Genomic DNA, 17,742 nt, shown 5'->3' on the forward strand with positions numbered 1-17,742 from the left:
TTTTTAATCTTTTCTTTATATTTGCCCTATTGAGAAAGACCTATGGTCGCGGTGGGGTACAGTGGGTTGGGTAGAGGCACTACAACGGTGCAGGGAGGGACAGTGCTGCAGCAAACAATCACTGAGGTGGTGCGTGGTGGTCTGATTGTGTCCTGCCAAGCCCCTCCAGACTCCCCCTTAGCCGCACCGGAGATCATTAAGGCCATGGCTCAAGCGGCGGTTCTGCGAGGCGCCGTAGCGGTGCGGATCAACACGCCGGAACATATCCGTGCAGTTCGCCAAGGGGTGAACGTGCCGATTATTGGCCTATGGAAGCAGGTATTGCCTGAAACTCCGGTGTACATTACCCCTCGCTTTGCCGATGCGATGGCCGTTGCCGCAGCGGGGGCAGATGTCATTGCCCTAGATGCGACGGAGCGCAGCCGCCCGGAACCCTTAGCCCCCTTGATTGAACGGATTCACACTGAACTGGGCAAGCTCGTCATGGCGGATATTGACTCGGTTGCCAGTGCCGCAGCAGCTGTGAGTGCGGGCGCTGATTGGGTTGCCACCACCCTATTTGGCTATACAGAGGCAACGGCGGCAGAGACACCTCCGAGTTGGGAGCTATTGACGGCGCTGGTGCAAACCTTGAGCGTACCTATCCTCTGCGAGGGGGGCATTGCCAGTCCAGCCATGGCCGCTAAGGCACTAGCCCTCGGTGCCCATGCAGTGGTTGTTGGTACTGCTATTACGGGGATTGACCGTCAGGTAGAGGTCTATCGGCAGGCGTTGAGGTCAGAGTAAGGCGCTTGCAAGCTATCGAGGGTACTCCCCATCGGGCCAAGGTAGCGACAGAGATAGGGGGAAAACACTTCGTAAATAAGGGTTAGGGGGCGGCGATCGTGCCAAAACAGATAGTGGCGACCCCAAAACGGCCCTGCTTCGCCAAACGCAGCAGCAAGGGTATCGCAGTGGCCGAAATAAACGGCTTGAATATCGCGATAAAGTTCTACTTTGCGCTGGGCAAGGTTCGTCCAAATGGGCATAGCGCGGTTTTGCAAGTACTCATCCACATGGGCGGCTTCCCACCAGGAGGCTGCGTAGGCAAGGCGCTGACCCGAGGCCGTGCGCAACCACACCTGACGGCGCAGGCGTGGCCCCGGAATCAGTTGCAGTTGGGGTGGCGCAGCATCATGTTCATGCCCAATGGCCGACATATCAATCACATCCACTTCCGTTGCTTCGCGGGTCAACAGTTGTAGGTGCCGCGTGGGGGAGCCATCTCCTAAGATGAGAATTTGCCATGCTGGGGCAAGCAGATCGTGGGGCAGCCCCTGCTGGATCGTTGCAAAGTCTCCCTGCCATAGCGGCTCAAGGGCGTGCCACGAGGATGAAGTGGTTGAGGGCAACAGCGAAGCAGTCAAGGAGAGTACAGGTTGCTTAACAAAACTTCGTTAATTGTAGCAAGGATTTTACGGACGCTAGGGTGCTATGGGGTACAGTCAATAATGAGGCAGGAGTATTCAACCCACTAGGCAAGTAGGATGACAACGACAACAGATACGACAGCGGAGTTAACCCCTGAGCAAACTGGCACATGGATTAAAGGACTGTTGAGTGTTGCCTGTGCTGACGGCCACTTTGACCCCGAGGAGCAGAAGCTCATTGCCAGCCTCATCCAAGACGAAATTGCCCCTGACATTGACATTGATCATTTTTCCCCCGTCACGGATGCCGAATTAGTTGCTGCCTTTGGGGGCGATCGCCCCTTGGCTGAAAACTTCTTGCGCACAGCGGTTATGGTGGGGCTGGCCAACGGCATTTACTCCCAATCCGAAGATGCTGAACTACAACGCTTCTGCCGTGCCCTGGGGCTAGAAATTGACGCTTTGGAATCCCTAAAACATACCCTTGACGGGCGGCACGACGCCGGTGAGCACACCCTGCGGCTGCTAGATCCAGTGCGCAACTGGTTAGACGACCTCGAAGTAAAAGATGCCAAGGTGGCGCGGTTTCTCTGCCGTTTAATTCCCCCCCAATGCCCCTTTGAGCGCGACATCACCCTCTTTGGGCGCAAAATTGTTCACATTCCCCCCTCTGTAAACTCAATCCCCTTTATGATCAGTTAGTGGGGTTACGCTTCCGATCGCTGACGTACTTAGCCGATGAGTGCGGTGAGGACATTACCCCCTACTGTTAACATGCATCCTGCTACTCTCTATGCCCAATAAACCCAAAATTGCGATCGCCCATCTTGGCTGCGACAAAAATCGTGTTGACACTGAACATATGATTGGGTTGTTGGCAGCAGCAGGCTACGGAGTAGGCACCGATGAAACCGAGGCCGATTACGTTATTGTCAATACCTGTAGTTTTATCCAAGCTGCCCGCCAAGAGTCGGTGCGCACCCTTGTCGAACTCGCAGAGGCCAATAAAAAAATTGTGATTACCGGCTGCCTAGCGCAGCACTTTCAGGGGGAATTATTGGCGGAGATTCCCGAAGCGGTGGCGGTTGTTGGCAGTGGTGACTACCAACACATTGTTGAGGTCATTGAGCGGGCTGAAACGGGTGAGCGGGTGCAGCGGGTGAGTGCCGTGCCAACCTACATTGCCGATGAAACGGTGCCCCGCTATCGCACAACCCCAGAGCCAGTGGCCTACCTGCGGATTGCGGAAGGCTGTGATTACCGCTGCGCCTTTTGTATTATTCCGCACCTGCGGGGCGATCAGCGATCGCGCTCCATTGAATCCATTGTTGCCGAAGCCCACCAACTGGCGGCTGAGGGGGTGCAGGAAATTATTCTGGTCTCACAAATTACCACCAACTACGGCTTGGATCTCTACGGCCAGCCAAAACTGGCTGATCTGATCCGCGCCCTTGGGGAGGTGGATGTGCCGTGGATTCGCCTCCACTATGCCTATCCAACTGGTTTAAGCGAGGCGGTGATGGCTGCCATCCGCGACACTGCCAATGTGTTGCCCTACCTTGATTTGCCCTTGCAGCACTCCCACCCTGATGTGTTACGCGCCATGAATCGCCCTTGGCAGGCAGGCGTGAACGATCGCCTCATTGAACAGGTCAAAGCCCAACTGCCGGGTGCTGTCCTGCGGACGACCTTTATTGTTGGGTTTCCGGGAGAAACTGAGGCTCACTTTGAGCACCTCTGCGAGTTTGTGCAGCGTCACGAGTTTGATCATGTGGGGGTGTTTACCTACTCTGCGGAGGAAGGCACTGCCGCCTACCACCTGCCCGATCAACTGCCGGAGGCGGTAAAAACCACCCGCCGCAATCGCCTTATGGAACTACAGCAGCCCATTGCCCAGCGTAAAAACCTTGCCGAAGTAGGGAAGGTGGTTCCTGTCCTCATGGAGCAAGAGAACCCGCAAACGGGGGAATTCCTTGGCCGCTCGCCCCGCTTTGCCCCCGATGTGGATGGTGTGGTTTACGTGAAGGGGACGGCTCAGCTCGGCGCTATCATGCCGGTGGAAATTACTGCCGCCGATGTCTATGACTTGTACGGCAGGATCGCCCTTTGAGTACGGTTTTACCCCTAGGCGAATCCCTCAACAGCCGCTATGGTCAAAGCAGTTGGGGTTCCTGCCATGCTTCGTCCGCGTTCGGCCACCTATACCCGTGATACGCTGCGCGATCCACCGCAGACGGATCGCTTTTGGCAGTGGCATGCTGGGGTCAGGGCGTTGGAGGAGCTACTGCGCTATAGCGCCCCTAGTACCGGTTTTTTGGTGTCTTCCCCCAGTTTAATTCTTGACTATCCGGCGCTTAAAACCTACGTGCTGGCGCAGGGGCGATCGCTGGCGTACCTACCCGCCCAAGAGCGTCAGCAACTTCCCCAAGTGACGATCATTCCAAGTGCCAGTGGTTGGCTTAGCCCCTTTTGCTTGGTGTTGAGCGCTGAGGTTAGTGTACTGCTGGTGTATCAGCCAGAGCAGGGGTTACGATTTTCCTTCGCTCCGGAAGAAATCTATACATTTTGGCAGCATTTACGGCAAGAGCACCCCTTCTCAGGGTTGGAACCGATTGATGAGTGGTTGCAGGAGGTTGGTATTCGCTGCCCTAGCTATCGGCTGGTGAGCCAGTTTGGTCAGTGGCTGCTGGACTATAGCCAGCCTGTGCCCACGCCAGCCACCGCCACGCCAACTGCCCCAGACGCTGCGGATGTCAATATTCTCCAAGCCCTTGCCCACGAAGTGCGCACTCCCCTAACCACCATCAATACGTTTATCCAACTGCTCCAGCGCCAGCAGGACTTGCCCCAGCGCACTTACCAGTACCTGCATAAAATTGGCCAAGAAATCCATGAGCAAATGACCCGCTTTGATCTGCTCACCCAAGCCGCTGAGATGCTCTCTAGTCCCGCATCAAAAACACCCATGGCCTTGGGGCGCACGTGCCTTCAGACGTTGTTGACAACCAATTTACCGCGCTGGCAGAAGCAGGCCGCACGCCGCCAAGTGAGCTTAACTCTCCAGTGCCCTGCCAACCTGCCAGTGGTGCTCAGTGATCCGGAGTCGCTGGATCAGGTGCTCACCGGGTTGGTGGAATACTACAGCCAAACCCTTGCTGCTGAGAGCGCCCTTCAGTTAGTGGTGCAGCCAGCGGGGCATCACGTCAAACTCGAGTTGCGATCGCCCCAGTATAAACACCGCAGTGATCTAGCCTCCCTTGGGCAACTTTTACTCTGGCATCCGGCAACCGGCCAACTGAGCCTCAACTTCCAAGCGGCCAAGCTCTTGATTGAAGCGGTTGGTGCAAAAGTTACCCAACGGCACGATCGCCACGCTGGCGAGATCCTCACCCTTTATTTGCCCATTGCCCGCGACAGTGGCTGACACTGCGGACAATAGTGACTTGAGCGCCCAGCAATACGCAACTGCTCAATGGGGGTGCCACACACCCGGCAGGGCTGCCCTTTGCGGCCATAGACCCATGCCTGTCCGCCGTAGCGCCCATTGACCCCAAGAGTGCTAACAAAGGTGCGCAGGGTTGTACCGCCTGCGGCAATCCCTGCCTCTAGGACGTGGCGCATCGTCTGATGGAGCTGCTCCACTTGATTGGGGTTGAGGGCATCGCTAGGGGTCAGCGGATGCAACGCCGCTAAAAAAAGACTTTCATCGGCATAGATATTCCCCATGCCGGCCACAATGCGTTGATCGAGTAAGGCACTCTTGAGGGGGCGACGGCAGCGATGCAACTGGGCGGCTAAAAATGCAGGACTGAAGGCCTCGCTTAGCGGCTCTGGGCCAAGGGTGGCAAGGGTCGGAATCAGAGTGGCGATCGCCTCGAAGTTGGGAAGCAGCCAACACCGCCCAAAGGTACGCTGATCCACAAAGCGCAGTTCCATCCCCTCAGGAAAGAACCAGCGAATACGGGTATGGGAGCACAGGGGCTGCGAGGTGGCCAGCCACAACAACTGGCCACTCATGCGTAAGTGCACAACCAGTATTGCCCCGTTGTCGAACGTGCCTAACAAATACTTGCCCCGCCGCTGCCATCCCACAAAGTAGCGACCCTTCAAGTCATTCCTAAAAACATCCGGGCTGTCTGGGTAAGCAAGCGAGCGGGCTAAACACGCCTCCCCTCCCACAAGTGGCTGATGGAGGGTCAGCGCCTCTAGCCCACGCCGCACTGTTTCTACTTCCGGTAACTCCGGCACAAGGGCACCTAACGTGCTCTAGGGAGCCAACTACTTCCCTTTTTTGGGAGCACTTACTTCTTCCACTTCGCTGAGGGCAAAGTTATTGGTGTTGACACCGCTAGCACTGCCACTGAAACCGGTGTAGTTGACCTTGTCAAACCGCACAATCACTGGATACTTAATCCCACTTTGATCGACCGAGGCAACGGTGCCAATTTCGTTGTACCAGTAGGATTCGGGGCGGAGAATTCTGACTTTAGAACCACGTTGCACCATGAGTTATGTCCTAAATATCTCTGAACGGCTAGACTTAAGACTACTATGACCGCTACAGCTTGTTACGCTCGCTCCACAAAATTTCACATCGGGTAGGGCTGGAAGCCCCGTACTTCAGTGCGGGGAGGAAAGCTCCTTTAGCAACTTCAGTTGTTTTAGGTTATAATTGTACTGCGGACACCAGAAACGGTTGTTCAAGGCACTGGTAACGGTCGATTGGGGGTGTTGTAAACCACCCCAGAGGCTCGCGGTTGGCTTGCTAACTGCAGGGCTACTAAAAGCTCCCTGCTTTAGCTGGGAGTAGTTTACAGAACACCTGTAATGCAGATCCTTGAGCACATTGACGATTCTCTGCGTTTGCGCGATCGCCCACGACTGCTGTGGTTTCTTGGTGGCTTGTTTCTCCTTGCTAGCGGCGCAATCCCCGTTGCCTTTGGCCACCATGAACTGTTGTGCCAGCGCCAAACAGAACCCTTGACCTGTGTGCTCACCAATACCTACGCGCTGCATCAACAACGCCTGAACATCCCCATTGCTAACCTGCGCCGCGCCCACTTAAGGGCGAAGTAGCACCCCTTGCCAACGGTAAACGGGTAACCCCTGCGCCAAAACGTACTGCTCCCGCTCTGTGGTCACAGGCCATGGGCTTTGGGGCAGCCAATCGGGTGGTGACGCGGCAAAGGCAGGATGGGCGCGGAACTGCTGCACCATGGCAACGGCAACCTCGAGGACATCGGACTGGAGAATGACACGGCCACCGGGACAGAGGTGCTGCGCAAGGGTTGCCACCAGATCGGGGGTGACCACTCGCCGCTTGTGGTGCCGCCGCTTAAACCATGGATCCGGAAATTGGATACTCACCGTTTGCAGCGGTACGCCTTGGAGTAGCCTCCCTAGGTGGGCATTTGCATTACCCCATAGATAATGCAGGTTCAACAGGCCATGGCGATCGCGGCGTTCATTCGCCGCCACAACCAACGGATAGCGAATTTCTAGGCCAAGGAAATTTTGCTCAGGATGCAGGGCCGCCATCTGCAATAGAAACGTGCCACGCGCTGAGCCAATATCTAGATGTAATGGCTGGGACGCGATGGCGTAGATGCGTGACCAATCCGGTACCGCAACCTCTTGCTGAAACCTGCGACTGAGGGGGTTGACGTGCTGTCGTAACCGCACAACAGTGGTGCGATCGCCCATACTCTAGAGCGTCTAAAGCTTATTGAGATTCAAGCCCGCTTCCTTAGCAAAAGCTGCTAAGCCTTTACGCTCAAGGGTTTTAATGGCTTTTGTCGAAAGGCGCAGCCGCACCCAACGCTTACCCTCTGGCCACCATACCCGTTTCCATTGCAGGTTCACTTCTTGCAGCTTTTTTGTCCGCCGATGGGAGTGGGAAATGGCGTAGGCGTTATTGGCCTTTTTTCCGGTGAGTTGACAAACGCGGCTCATAATCTTAAGTCCCTTGCAAGGCAATTGCTAGTCGTTAGACATAACCAAGTCCTTCATTCTAGCATAGAAACGTGCTTCAGCCTGTAAATCATTGGTGTGCTCCTCACACCTCAAGGCGCGGAAGTCTAGATTCGGCGGGCTGAGCCTCTCTAATTCTTCGCTCAGCGTATCCCACAGCTAAGGCAGGGGGCTTTATGCTCACCTTTGGTAAACTAAACACAAACCTGCCGAGTTGCTATCGCGTTGTGGCACGGATGCTAGAGCTAAGGTGAAACTTTTGCCGAAACGACACTCTACGGCAGTCTCTCGGCGCTGGCGAAACTGGCTTTTACTGGCACTGGCACCAGTCCTAGTGATGGTGGGAGCGATCGTTGCGCGGCAGTATTGGTCTGCTCCGCCGTTAGAGACTCTCTATCCACTCACCCTAGAGGTTCCTCCCCAACGCCGCGCTCAGTTAGAAGAGTGGGCACAGGCCAAAGATCCCCTTAAACGCGATCGCGCCCGCTACTTGCTGGCGGTGGATGCGCTGCGACACAACGCCCCACAGGAAAGTTTGCGGTGGCTTGAAAATTTAGAGGCCACCTACCGACCCATGGCGGCACGGATTCTCCTGCTGCGCTCAGATGCCTATCGGCAAGCGGGTCAAGGACGCAAGGCAACGCAGACATGGCAGCAGCTGATCCGCGACTATGGCAAGGAGCCGGAAGCCGCCGTGGCGTTGCTCAACCTCCAGCAGCCCGACCGGGCGATCGCCCAGTTTCCGCAGCATCCCGCCGTAGTGAACTATGTCCACACCCAGTTACAAAACAGCCCGGATCACGTCCCCTACCTCAAGCTGGTGGCTCGTTATGGGCTGTATCTTAAAGACTATGGCACCTATCTAGAGATTCTGCGGCAGCGTTACCCTCAGGAGTTAACCCCCGCTGACTGGGAGGCGATCGCCTTTGGCTATTGGGAAAAGATGCAGTATGCCCCTGCCGCCGCCGCCTATGACCGTGCGCCCCAAACGCCCTTGAACCGTTATCGAGTCGGCAGAGGTCGTCAACTGAGTAACGATACCTCAGGGGCGATCGCTGCCTACCAAGACCTTGTTCAGCGCTTTCCCAACACTCAAGAAGCCGCTTTAGCGCAATTGCGCCTTGCCCGACTGGCTAGCTCCCCAGCAGGTCGCCTGCCGCTACTGGCGATCGCGTTGAAACTGGCCACTAACAGCCAATCGAGTGCGATTGCGGCGGATGTGCTGCTAGAGCAGTATCGCACCTATCGGGAACTGGGGAATGAGACCGCTGCCCAGCGCACTCAACAACAACTCTTGCAAACCTATGGGGGTAGCACCGCTGCTGCTGAGCTTCGCTGGCAGTTAGCAGAGGCGGCAGCGCAACAGCGTCAGTGGCAAACTGCTCAACGCTGGGTTGGCGAACTCCTCAAGCTTAACCCCAATAGTGAAATAGCGCCGCGCGCCGCTTTCTGGCTGGGAAAATGGTTAGGAGAGGCTGGCGGGCTCCAAGCCCAAACCGCTGCGTGGCGATCGCTCATCAGTCAGTACCCCCATTCCTACTATGGATGGCGTGCCGCCAGTTTACTCCAGCAACCCGTCGGTACCTTTACAACGCTGCGGCAACAACACCCCCGCATCGATCGCGATCGCGCTCACCCCTTACCCCTGAGCGCTGGCAGCCCAACCCTTCAGGAACTCTACTTGCTGGGGCAAACGCAGGACGCATGGCAGCGCTGGCAATGGGAATTCCAAAATCGGGTCACCCCCACTGCTGCTGAGCAACTGACCGATGGCCTGATCCGTCTTGGGGTGGGTGAGTATCTCGATGGTATCTTCATGCTTGAAAACCTGTTTGTGCGTGCGAGGAATGAACCCGATACCGCAACCTTTTTCGAGTCAATTCAGCGTGACCCTCGCTTTTGGTATGCTCTGTATCCATTGCCCTACTGGGACATTGTTCAAAAGTGGTCTGCTGCTCGCAAGCTCAACCCCCTGCTGGTGATGGCGCTGATTCGCCAAGAGTCGCGCTTTGAACCCGACATTCGTTCCGTTGTGGGGGCAACAGGGTTAATGCAACTGATGCCAGACACTGCGACTTGGATTGCAGATCAGCTGAGCCTGAGCGATTTCTCCCTTGAAGACCCAGAGGACAATATCCGTTTAGGGACATGGTATTTTGACTACACCCACAATCGATACCAACAAAATACATTGCTTGCCTTAGCTAGCTATAATGCTGGTCCAGGTAACGTTAGTGATTGGCTACAGCGGTTTGATGCCAGTGATGGCGATCGCTTTATTGAAACCATTCCCTTTCCTGAAACCTATGGCTATGTCAAACGGGTTTTAGAAAATTACTGGAACTATCTCCAGCTTTATACCACACCCCGTGACTAACGCTCGCGTTCTGCTGGTATGGTAACCGTGACCCCCTCCTATGACTCTCCCCCCTCAGCGCTGGTATGTGCCGCCAATTGATTCGACTCTGTGTGAGTCCTTGATGGATGCATTGGGGTGCGATCGCCCCCTTGCGGAAATTTATCTTCGCCGCGGGTTGACCACGCCTGCCCTCGTGCAACGCTTTTTAGAGCCAGAAACCCTTGATTTACCCTCCCCCAGTACGGTTTTTGCAGATTTAGACTTAGCGGTAGAACTGCTGCGACAGGCGATCGCCCGGGGGGAGAGCATCACCATCTGTGGCGATTATGATGCCGATGGGATGACAAGTACCGCCCTACTGCTGCGGGCATTGCGCCATCTCGGCGCAACCATTGACTACACTATTCCGTCACGAATGCACGAAGGCTATGGCATTAATGAGCGCATCGTTCGTGAGTGCCACCAGCGGGGGGTCAAGATTATTCTGACGGTGGATAACGGCATTGCAGCGGTACAGCCCATTGCCCTAGCTCGCGAACTTGGGCTGATTGTAATTGTGACGGATCATCACGATATTCCCGCTCAACTGCCACCCGCCCATGCCATCCTCAATCCCAAGCTCGTGGATCCTGATTCCCCCTACCACAGTTTGGCGGGGGTGGGGATGGCCTACATCCTTGCCCTATCGCTGGCACAGCGGCTGGAGAAGCTGTGCGGGCTGGTGCGCCCCTTACGGGAGTTGTGCACCCTGGGCACCATTGCCGATCTCGCCCCCCTAGTGGGTGTCAATCGTCGCTGGGTAAAACAGGGGTTACAGACCATTCCCACGTCCTCGTTAGTGGGGGTACAGGCCTTGATGGAGGTCTCTAACAGTTTGCCCCAAACCAATACCGCCCTGAAGCCCAGTGCCGTTGGCTTTCGCCTAGGGCCACGCATTAACGCCATTGGTCGTATTGGCGATCCACAGACTGTCATTGAGTTATTGACGACAGACGATCCTGCGACAGCGGCAACCTTGGCAGCCACCTGCGAACAGACAAATCGCACCCGTCAAGAATTATGCGCCGCCATTGAGGCCGAGGCGATCGCCCACCTAGAAGCAAGGGGGGTTGATCCGGTCGCCGAGTGGGTGCTGGTGCTTGTTCAACCCGACTGGCATCATGGGGTGATTGGCATTGTGGCCTCCCGCTTAGTGGAGCGCTATGGCGTGCCGGTTTTTTATTGGCACCTATGAAACCCAGACCACCATTCGTGGTTCTGCGCGCGGTATTCCCGAATTTAACGTATTTGCATCTCTAGAGGCCACGAAATCCCTGCTACTCAAGTATGGCGGCCATAAAGCGGCTGGTGGGTTTACGTTACTCGCCGAGCATCTCGACGAATGGCGCGATCGCCTACGTGCCTTTGCCAAGACCTGTCTCAAGAAAGAGCAGTTGCGCCCCTTAGTCACCATTGATGCTGAACTCCACTTTAGCCAACTCAACTGGGAATTTTACGAGCAGGTAGAACGGCTACAACCCTTTGGCAGTGAAAATCCGCAGCCAGTTTTTTGCAGTCGCCGCGTCACAGTTGTGAGCCAATCTACGATGGGACAGCACGGAGAGCACCTCAAGCTCACCCTGCAGCAGGGCAATAGCCCACCCATGAAGGCCAAAGCATGGCGCTGGGGACAGGTGTTGCCCCTGCCCTCACCCATCGACATTGCCTATACCCTTGTCGCCAATACGTGGAACGGCGAAACACACTTAGAACTAGAACTACAAGGCGTACAGCCAAGCGGTGCTACGCGCTTAGAGTGGCAGTGTCCTGAACCACCCCCCCACCAGCCTCCCCATTGGCAACCGTTATCGGAGAATTGGCTATCCCACCTCAGTGGGGGTGCTCTACTGTACGGCTATGACCGCCCCCTCATTCCCCCAGAAACCACCACTGCTACAATTCAGTACGATCGCCCCCGCTGCCGTTGCCAGCAGTTGATCCTTTGGTCGTTACCCCCCTCATGGACCCACCTGCGTTGGTTACTGGCGATCGCCCAGCCCCAAACTGTCCATGTCGGTTCGCGCATTCCCCGCATCCTCCCAGAGCCTGAACTCATAGCCGCCATCCAAACCGCCATTCTCAACACTGCAACAGTCAACCTGTTGGCTCTCAGCCAAGACTATTGGATCGCCCCGTGCACCCTTGTCGCTGTGTTACGCCACCTTGGCTATGCGTGTGAGGGCTTTGCCCCTACCCTCAGCATTGCCGAAGAGCTTGGGCGACTGCAACGGTGGTATCGGCTACAGGCTGCTCATCTAGCTCGACTCTGTGCAGATCAACCCACCCAATGAACGGCCGATCCTGATGGCAACGCGATAGAGCGGTGGTTGGCCGCCGCAACCGCTCAACAGTTAAGGAATAATAAACCTCGCCGCTTTTTCCTGAATTTAAGCTAATGTCGAATACTTTTTGACTCACAGCACTATGCTACATTTGTGGGAATTTGATACGGTGAGGCAGGTGTGTTTATTCGATTCCAGCCACGGCGGCGACCAGCGCCTCCGGAAGAGGGACACCTCTTCTGGCAACTGGTGTTATGGATCGGGATCGGCTTTCTCTCCGCCAGCATTGGTGCTGTCTGGGGGCTGATGAGTCAAAGTACCCCCCTGATGCAACGATCGTTGTCGGCGAGCGAATGGCGGGTCTTCCAGCGGGGCGATCGCACCGCCGCTACCCTCGACCAACCCATCAATTTACTGGTCATCGGCTCTAAGGTACTCACGTCTGATTTGGAGGAGTCACCGAATCCTCATCGCACCTACCATGCCCTTGTTAACTCCGTAGAGGGGCTATCGGACTCGTTACTGTTAGTCCGGTTTGACCCCCTCAATCAACGGCTGGTGGTACTCTCAATTCCCCGCGACACCCTCACATTTATTCGTGGGCGTGGGGATGCCAAAATTAATGAGGCCAATGCCTTGGGCGGCCCCGCCTTAGCGGCAGAAACCGTTAGCGATTTACTGGGGGGGTGCCCATTGATCGCTATTTCCGCATTAACGTTCAGGGCATTGAGCGATTAATCGATGCCTTGGGCGGCGTGACCGTTGATGTGCCCCAAGCGATGAACTACCGCGACGATAGCCAACGACTCTACATTGATCTCAAACCCGGTCGCCAGCACCTGAATGGCAATGAATCCCTGCAATTTTTGCGCTTTCGCTACGATGCCCTAGGGGATATTGGCCGTGTTCAACGCCAACAGATGTTTTTGCGCTCACTGATGGAGCAATCGGCACGCCCGGAAACCCTTGCTCGAATTCCCAGTATTCTCGGCATTATTCGTGAGAATTTAGATACTAACCTGAGCGTAGAGGAGTTACTGAGTCTGAGTCAGTTTATGGCTCAGCTACCGCGATCGCGCATTGAGTTTCTGTTGTTGCCCGGCAACTTCAATGGCACGGGGGAGTCGGAAATCAGTTACTGGTTGCCGAACTATCGCCGGATTGCTTGGCTCTCTGATACTTACTTTCGCGATACATCCACCGCCGACCCCCGCGAAACCCCTATCACCTATCCCGAAAATGTGCGGATTGCTCTGCAAAACACTAGTCTCAGTGAGGCAGCAGTAGAGCAATTGCGCCACCAGCTTTGGGAGGCTGGGTATCGGGATCAGTTTGTGGCCGACGCCTTGAGCCAACCCATTGAAATTACCCGGATTATTGCCCAGCAGGGAGACTTGGCGGCGGCACGGCGCGTGCAACTGCTGTTAGGTTTTGGTGAAGTACGAGTCGAAAGTACGGGCGTGCTAGCATCAGATGTAACAATCCAGCTCGGTAACGATGCGCGCGATCGCCTCACGCCAAGCGCTCAACCTAACGTGTCCCAAACTGATCTGTGAGTGAACCGTACGTTATTGGGGTTGATCTGGGTGGCACCGCCATCAAAATGGGGCGCTTTAGTCCTAAGGGCGACTGCCTCAATGCAGTGACATGGCCAACCCCTCAGCCCCCCTATCCAGAGGCCGTTCTCAAGGCCGTTGTCCAAGGGATTCAAGAATTAGACCCAGATGATCGCGCGATCGCGATCGGAATGGGGGTTCCAGGGCCTGTGGATGCCGCCGGGCGGGTGGCGCGGCGTGCCATTAACCTTGGCTGGTACGATGTTCATGTCAGTGACACCCTCGAGCACCTCACCGCAAAGCCCACGATTATTGGCAATGATGCCAACTGCGCTGGCCTCGGCGAAGCATGGCTAGGGGCAGGCCGCCAGTTTCAAAATTTAATTCTGCTCACCTTAGGGACAGGCGTTGGGGGTGCCATCATCCTCAATGGTGAACTATTTGTGGGGCATGACGGTACGGCGGGTGAGCTAGGTTTAATTACCCTCGACTACAACGGTGCTCCCTGTAATAGCGGCAATCGTGGCTCTCTTGAGCAACATGTTTCGGCACAAGCCATTCGCCGCCGACTCGGTTGCGAACCCCACGAGCTAGATCAGCGTGCCCGCCAAGGCGATACCGAGGCGATCGCCTTCTGGCAACAGTACGGCCGTGAGTTGGCCGCTGGAATTGCCAGTCTAGTCTATGTGCTAACCCCCGAAGCCGTCATTATTGGCGGTGGCATTAGTGCAGGCAGTGATTTGTTCTTTCCCAGCATGATCGCCGAATTAGAAGAGCGAGTACTGCCCACCTCACGGAGTAACCTACAATGCCTACGAGCTACCCTAGGTAATCAAGCGGGGATGGTTGGTGCCGCAAAGCTCGCATGGCAATTTGTTAAGAAACAGTTTTAGTTTTAAGCATGAACTCCCCACGGTTTAGTTTTAGCGGTCTGGCCGTTACCCGTCATATTGGCACCCTAATGCTCACGTTGACCGTCATTGTCTTGGCGGTCTTTATAGTAATGCGGTTACAAGTGGACTTGCTACCCAGCATTACCTATCCGCGGATTGGCGTGCGTTTGGATAGTCCGGGGGTGGTGCCCAATGTTGCGGTTGAGGAGATCACCAAACCCCTTGAAGAAGCCCTGAGCCGCACTGAGGGGGTAGTGCAAGTCTATTCCCAGACCCGCGAAGGCCAAGTCAGTATTGACCTTTTTTTTGAGCCGGGGGGCGATGTCGATCAGGCTCTTAACGAGGCAACTGCTGCCTTTAACCGCGCCCGCAGTACGTTGCCTGATGTCATTGAGTCGCCGCGACTGTTTAAGTTTGACCCCTCCCAACTGCCGGTCTATGAGTTTGCCCTTACCTCCGCGGAACTCAGTGGCCGTGAGCTACGGGTCTTTGCCGATGAAGACCTAGATCGCGAGTTAAGTATCGTTCCTGGGGTGGCGGGGGTGGATATCTCTGGGGGAACCACCGAGGAAGTACGGATTTTGGTGGATTTAGAGCGATTGCAGGCCACAGGGGTGGGCTTAAACCAACTTTTGACTGCCTTGGGCGATCGCAATCAGGATGTGTCGGGGGGTCGGATTCGCGGCAGTGAGTCGGAACCCTTAACCCGCACGGTGGGACGATTTCGCACGGCCAGTGACATTGAAGAGGTCATCCTCACTGGTCATCAGGGGCAGCGAGTCTATCTGCGGGATGTAGCGCAGGTAATCGATGGGAGTGCCGAGCAGCGGGTGTTTGTCACCCTCAACGGTCAACCCGCCGTCAAGGTGAGTATCCTCAAGCAACCAGATGCCAATACGGTGGAAGTAGCCGATGGCATTAAACGCCGTTTAGCAGCGTTACAAGCTGCAAATTTGGTGCCTGCGGGTACCCACATCGTCCCTGTCTTGGATGAATCGGTGTATATCCGCAACTCCCTCAACAATGTGGCCACAGCGGGGATGACCGGAACCCTGTTGGCGGCGATCGCCGTCCTGCTGTTCCTTGGCTCGGTACGGCAAACCTTAATCATTGTCTTGGCCATTCCCCTTTCGACCATGGCGGCCATGCTCCTGATGGGAGTGTTTGGCTTTTCCCTCAATGTCTTTAGCTTGGGGGGTCTGGCACTAGGGGTGGGGATTGTAGTCGATAACGCCATTGTGATGCTGGAAACGCTCGCGGATATTAACCCGCAGCAGATGAGCCAAGAGCAATATCTTGAAGAGGTGAAGCGGCGCAGTCGGGGGATTGAATCGGCGTTGTTAGCCTCCACATTGACGAACCTAGTTGCCATCCTGCCCTTTCTATTGTTGGGTGGGCTTGTGGCTCTGCTCTTTAACGAGCTGATCCTCACCATTAGCTTTGCGGTGGCAGCGTCTTTAGTGGTGGCACTCACGGTTGTGCCAGCCTTAGCCTCGCGGCTACTGGGGCTGCGGGTTCAAAATCAGTTGCGTCAAGTGGCACCTATCCGCGTGTTTAACGCCAAGTTCCTTTGGTTGACAGCCCAGTACGAGCGAGCATTGGTGCGGGTATTGCGGGGGCGTTGGCTCGTCGTTGGCGGGGCGATCGCCCTGTTGGGGGGTGGCAGTTGGCTATTGGCACAACATATCCCCCAAGAACTGCTGCCGCGCATCAACACAGGGCAAGTGAACCTCACCGCCATCTTTCCCCCAGGAACCCCCTTACCCACGAGTCGCCGCATCATGCAGGCAGTGGATCAACTTCTCCTAGAGCAGCCCGGAACCCAAGATGTGTTCACCACTACAGGGGGGCGCTCTTTGGCACCACCACCATTGCCAATCCCCTGCGCAGCTCCAGCACTATTATTCTCAAGCCCGGGGTGAGTGTCGATCGCTATATTACGACAGCCACCCAAGCCCTAGAGCAACTGAATCTCGTGGGGGTACGACTGCGCCTGAGTCCGGGGCAGGTGCGGGGGATTATCCTCACGAACTCGCCAGTGCGCGGTGCCGATGTGGATGTTATGCTACGGGGCAGCGATGAGGCCACGTTGAATCGCTTTGGCCGCCAAGTGTTGCAAGCCCTCGATGAAAAAGCCACCTTGGTGCGCTTTCGCCCCGATGCCGACCCGCGCCAACCAGAAATTCAAATTTTACCGGACTGGGAGCGCGCCAGCGAACTCAACTTAAATACCCTCAATCTGGGGCAAACGATTCAGACGGCGCTTGAGGGCTTTGTGCCTACCCGGCTGCAGCGGGGCGATCGCCTCGTGGATATTCGCGTTCAACTGGATAGCGATAGCATTGAGCACCCCGAAGACCTGAGGCAGATTCCCCTATTCACGGACAATAACCGTCCCGTGCGCCTAGGGGAGGTTGCCCGCATTGAGGCCAGCCAAGCCCCCGGCGAAATCCGCCGCATTAACCAGCAGCAGGTCTTTATGATTGCCGGTAACTTGGTGGAAGGGGCACGTTTAAGCGCGGCTCTAGCCCAGGTACAGGAGATTCTCAATAGCCTTGAGTTTCCGGCGGGGGTGTCTCTCATGCCCAGTACGGCGGCAGCGGCTAATCAACAACTGCAACAGGCGCTGGTGGTGCTGGGCAGCTTAGCGGCATTTCTTGTCTTTGTGGTGATGGCTGTCCAGTACAATTCCCTGTTGGATCCGCTGGTGATTATGTTGACGATTCCCTTAGCGTTGGCCGGGGGGATCTGGGGGCTATACCTGACCCAGACCGCCATTGGTGCAACGGTGATTGTGGGTGCCATTTTGTTGGTGGGGATTGTGGTCAATAACGCCATCATCATGGTGGAATTAGCCAATGAGATTTATGTGCAAGAGGGCGGCAGCCGCACCCAAGCCATCCTCAAGGCAGCCCCTGCGCGCCTCCGACCCATTATGATGACCACCATTACCACCGTGGTAGGGATGTTTCCCTTGGCTTTGGGGTTAGGGGAAGGTTCAGAATTCCTACAACCCCTTGGCATTGTTGTATTTTCAGGATTGGCAGTGGCCACCGTGCTAACGCTCTTTTTAATTCCCTGCTTTTACGTGATTTTGCATAGCTTTGAGCGATCGCCAAGGGTTCCGGTACCGATTGACGGGATTCCCCCCGAAGAGCTGCGGGAACGATGATCGTGCTGGGGGCAGCAACAAACGCTAAGGTGGGTAGTAGCTCTCGCCAGGCAGCGCAAGGA

At 55.9% G+C, this 17,742-nt stretch carries 15 protein-coding genes and 2 pseudogenes; 12 read left to right on the top strand and 5 right to left on the bottom strand.

Features of this window, described 5'->3' with window-relative positions; translation table 11 throughout:
- The first annotated feature begins 102 nt into the window (after positions 1 to 102).
- A complete protein-coding gene (locus BRW62_RS06260; protein ID WP_227517621.1) occupies positions 103 to 786 on the top strand; it encodes an N-acetylmannosamine-6-phosphate 2-epimerase in 684 nt (227 codons plus the stop codon).
- Here BRW62_RS06260 and BRW62_RS06265 read toward each other — a convergent pair.
- Complete coding sequence (locus BRW62_RS06265; protein ID WP_157768333.1) at positions 759 to 1,406, bottom strand: chorismate lyase; 648 nt, start codon at positions 1,404 to 1,406, stop codon at positions 759 to 761. The two genes, BRW62_RS06260 and BRW62_RS06265, sit on opposite strands and share 28 nt — an antisense overlap.
- Positions 1,407 to 1,526: 120 nt before the next feature.
- On the opposite strand from BRW62_RS06265, the pseudogene BRW62_RS15160 reads away from it, so the two are divergent.
- The 3 genes and pseudogenes from BRW62_RS15160 to BRW62_RS06280 all read left to right on the top strand — a co-directional run bounded on the left by BRW62_RS15160 (position 1,527) and on the right by BRW62_RS06280 (position 4,833).
- Positions 1,527 to 2,182, top strand: a pseudogene (locus BRW62_RS15160) (Mo-dependent nitrogenase C-terminal domain-containing protein).
- Between the two features lie 20 nt (positions 2,183 to 2,202).
- Positions 2,203 to 3,519, top strand: a complete 1,317-nt coding sequence (rimO, locus tag BRW62_RS06275) for a 30S ribosomal protein S12 methylthiotransferase RimO (protein ID WP_099798734.1) — start codon at positions 2,203 to 2,205, stop codon at positions 3,517 to 3,519.
- 39 nt (positions 3,520 to 3,558) lie between these two features.
- A complete protein-coding gene (locus BRW62_RS06280) occupies positions 3,559 to 4,833 on the top strand; it encodes a sensor histidine kinase (protein WP_198406196.1) in 1,275 nt (424 codons plus the stop codon).
- Here BRW62_RS06280 and BRW62_RS06285 read toward each other — a convergent pair.
- On the bottom strand, positions 4,803 to 5,657 hold the full coding sequence (locus BRW62_RS06285) for a DNA-formamidopyrimidine glycosylase (protein ID WP_099798735.1): 855 nt from the start codon (positions 5,655 to 5,657) through the stop codon (positions 4,803 to 4,805). The two genes, BRW62_RS06280 and BRW62_RS06285, sit on opposite strands and share 31 nt — an antisense overlap.
- 30 nt (positions 5,658 to 5,687) lie before the next feature.
- Positions 5,688 to 5,915, bottom strand: a complete 228-nt coding sequence (locus tag BRW62_RS06290) for a photosystem I reaction center subunit IV (RefSeq protein WP_099798736.1) — start codon at positions 5,913 to 5,915, stop codon at positions 5,688 to 5,690.
- Between the two features lie 321 nt (positions 5,916 to 6,236).
- Here BRW62_RS06290 and BRW62_RS06295 point away from each other — a divergent pair, with 321 nt between their 5' ends.
- Positions 6,237 to 6,485 (top strand): hypothetical protein, encoded by a 249-nt coding sequence (locus BRW62_RS06295; RefSeq protein ID WP_099798737.1) that lies wholly within the window; start codon positions 6,237 to 6,239, stop codon positions 6,483 to 6,485.
- On the opposite strand, the gene trmB is transcribed toward BRW62_RS06295, so the two are convergent.
- Positions 6,471 to 7,112, bottom strand: a complete 642-nt coding sequence (gene trmB, locus BRW62_RS06300) for a tRNA (guanosine(46)-N7)-methyltransferase TrmB (protein ID WP_099798738.1) — start codon at positions 7,110 to 7,112, stop codon at positions 6,471 to 6,473. The genes BRW62_RS06295 and trmB overlap by 15 nt on opposite strands.
- A 12-nt stretch (positions 7,113 to 7,124) precedes the next feature.
- Positions 7,125 to 7,361 (bottom strand): 50S ribosomal protein L28, encoded by a 237-nt coding sequence (gene rpmB, locus BRW62_RS06305; RefSeq protein ID WP_099798739.1) that lies wholly within the window; start codon positions 7,359 to 7,361, stop codon positions 7,125 to 7,127.
- A gap of 268 nt (positions 7,362 to 7,629) precedes the next feature.
- Between rpmB and BRW62_RS06310 the strand changes: the two genes are divergently transcribed.
- The 7 genes and pseudogenes from BRW62_RS06310 (at position 7,630) to BRW62_RS15165 (ending at position 17,680) form a co-directional block, all read left to right on the top strand.
- A complete protein-coding gene (locus tag BRW62_RS06310) occupies positions 7,630 to 9,756 on the top strand; it encodes a lytic transglycosylase domain-containing protein (RefSeq protein WP_376787925.1) in 2,127 nt (708 codons plus the stop codon).
- Between the two features lie 40 nt (positions 9,757 to 9,796).
- Positions 9,797 to 10,972: a single-stranded-DNA-specific exonuclease RecJ gene (locus tag BRW62_RS13855; RefSeq protein WP_227517623.1), complete on the top strand. Its 1,176-nt coding sequence runs from the start codon at positions 9,797 to 9,799 to the stop codon at positions 10,970 to 10,972.
- Positions 10,941 to 12,068 (top strand): single-stranded-DNA-specific exonuclease RecJ family protein, encoded by a 1,128-nt coding sequence (locus BRW62_RS13860; RefSeq protein WP_227517624.1) that lies wholly within the window; start codon positions 10,941 to 10,943, stop codon positions 12,066 to 12,068. The genes BRW62_RS13855 and BRW62_RS13860 overlap by 32 nt, the downstream gene beginning before the upstream one ends.
- 171 nt (positions 12,069 to 12,239) lie before the next feature.
- Complete coding sequence (locus tag BRW62_RS13865) at positions 12,240 to 12,797, top strand: LCP family protein (RefSeq protein WP_250644958.1); 558 nt, start codon at positions 12,240 to 12,242, stop codon at positions 12,795 to 12,797.
- Entirely contained in the window at positions 12,746 to 13,615 is an 870-nt protein-coding gene (locus BRW62_RS14610; protein WP_250644959.1) for an LCP family protein, read from the top strand. The genes BRW62_RS13865 and BRW62_RS14610 overlap by 52 nt, the downstream gene beginning before the upstream one ends.
- Positions 13,612 to 14,508, top strand: coding sequence for an ROK family protein (locus BRW62_RS06325; protein WP_099798741.1), 897 nt, complete (start codon positions 13,612 to 13,614; stop codon positions 14,506 to 14,508). The genes BRW62_RS14610 and BRW62_RS06325 overlap by 4 nt, the downstream gene beginning before the upstream one ends.
- An 8-nt stretch (positions 14,509 to 14,516) precedes the next feature.
- A pseudogene (locus BRW62_RS15165) lies at positions 14,517 to 17,680 on the top strand (efflux RND transporter permease subunit).
- The last annotated feature ends 62 nt before the right edge of the window (positions 17,681 to 17,742 follow it).

The sequence above is a fragment of the Thermostichus lividus PCC 6715 genome, assembly GCF_002754935.1.
Taxonomy (GTDB): domain Bacteria; phylum Cyanobacteriota; class Cyanobacteriia; order Thermosynechococcales; family Thermosynechococcaceae; genus Thermosynechococcus; species Thermosynechococcus lividus.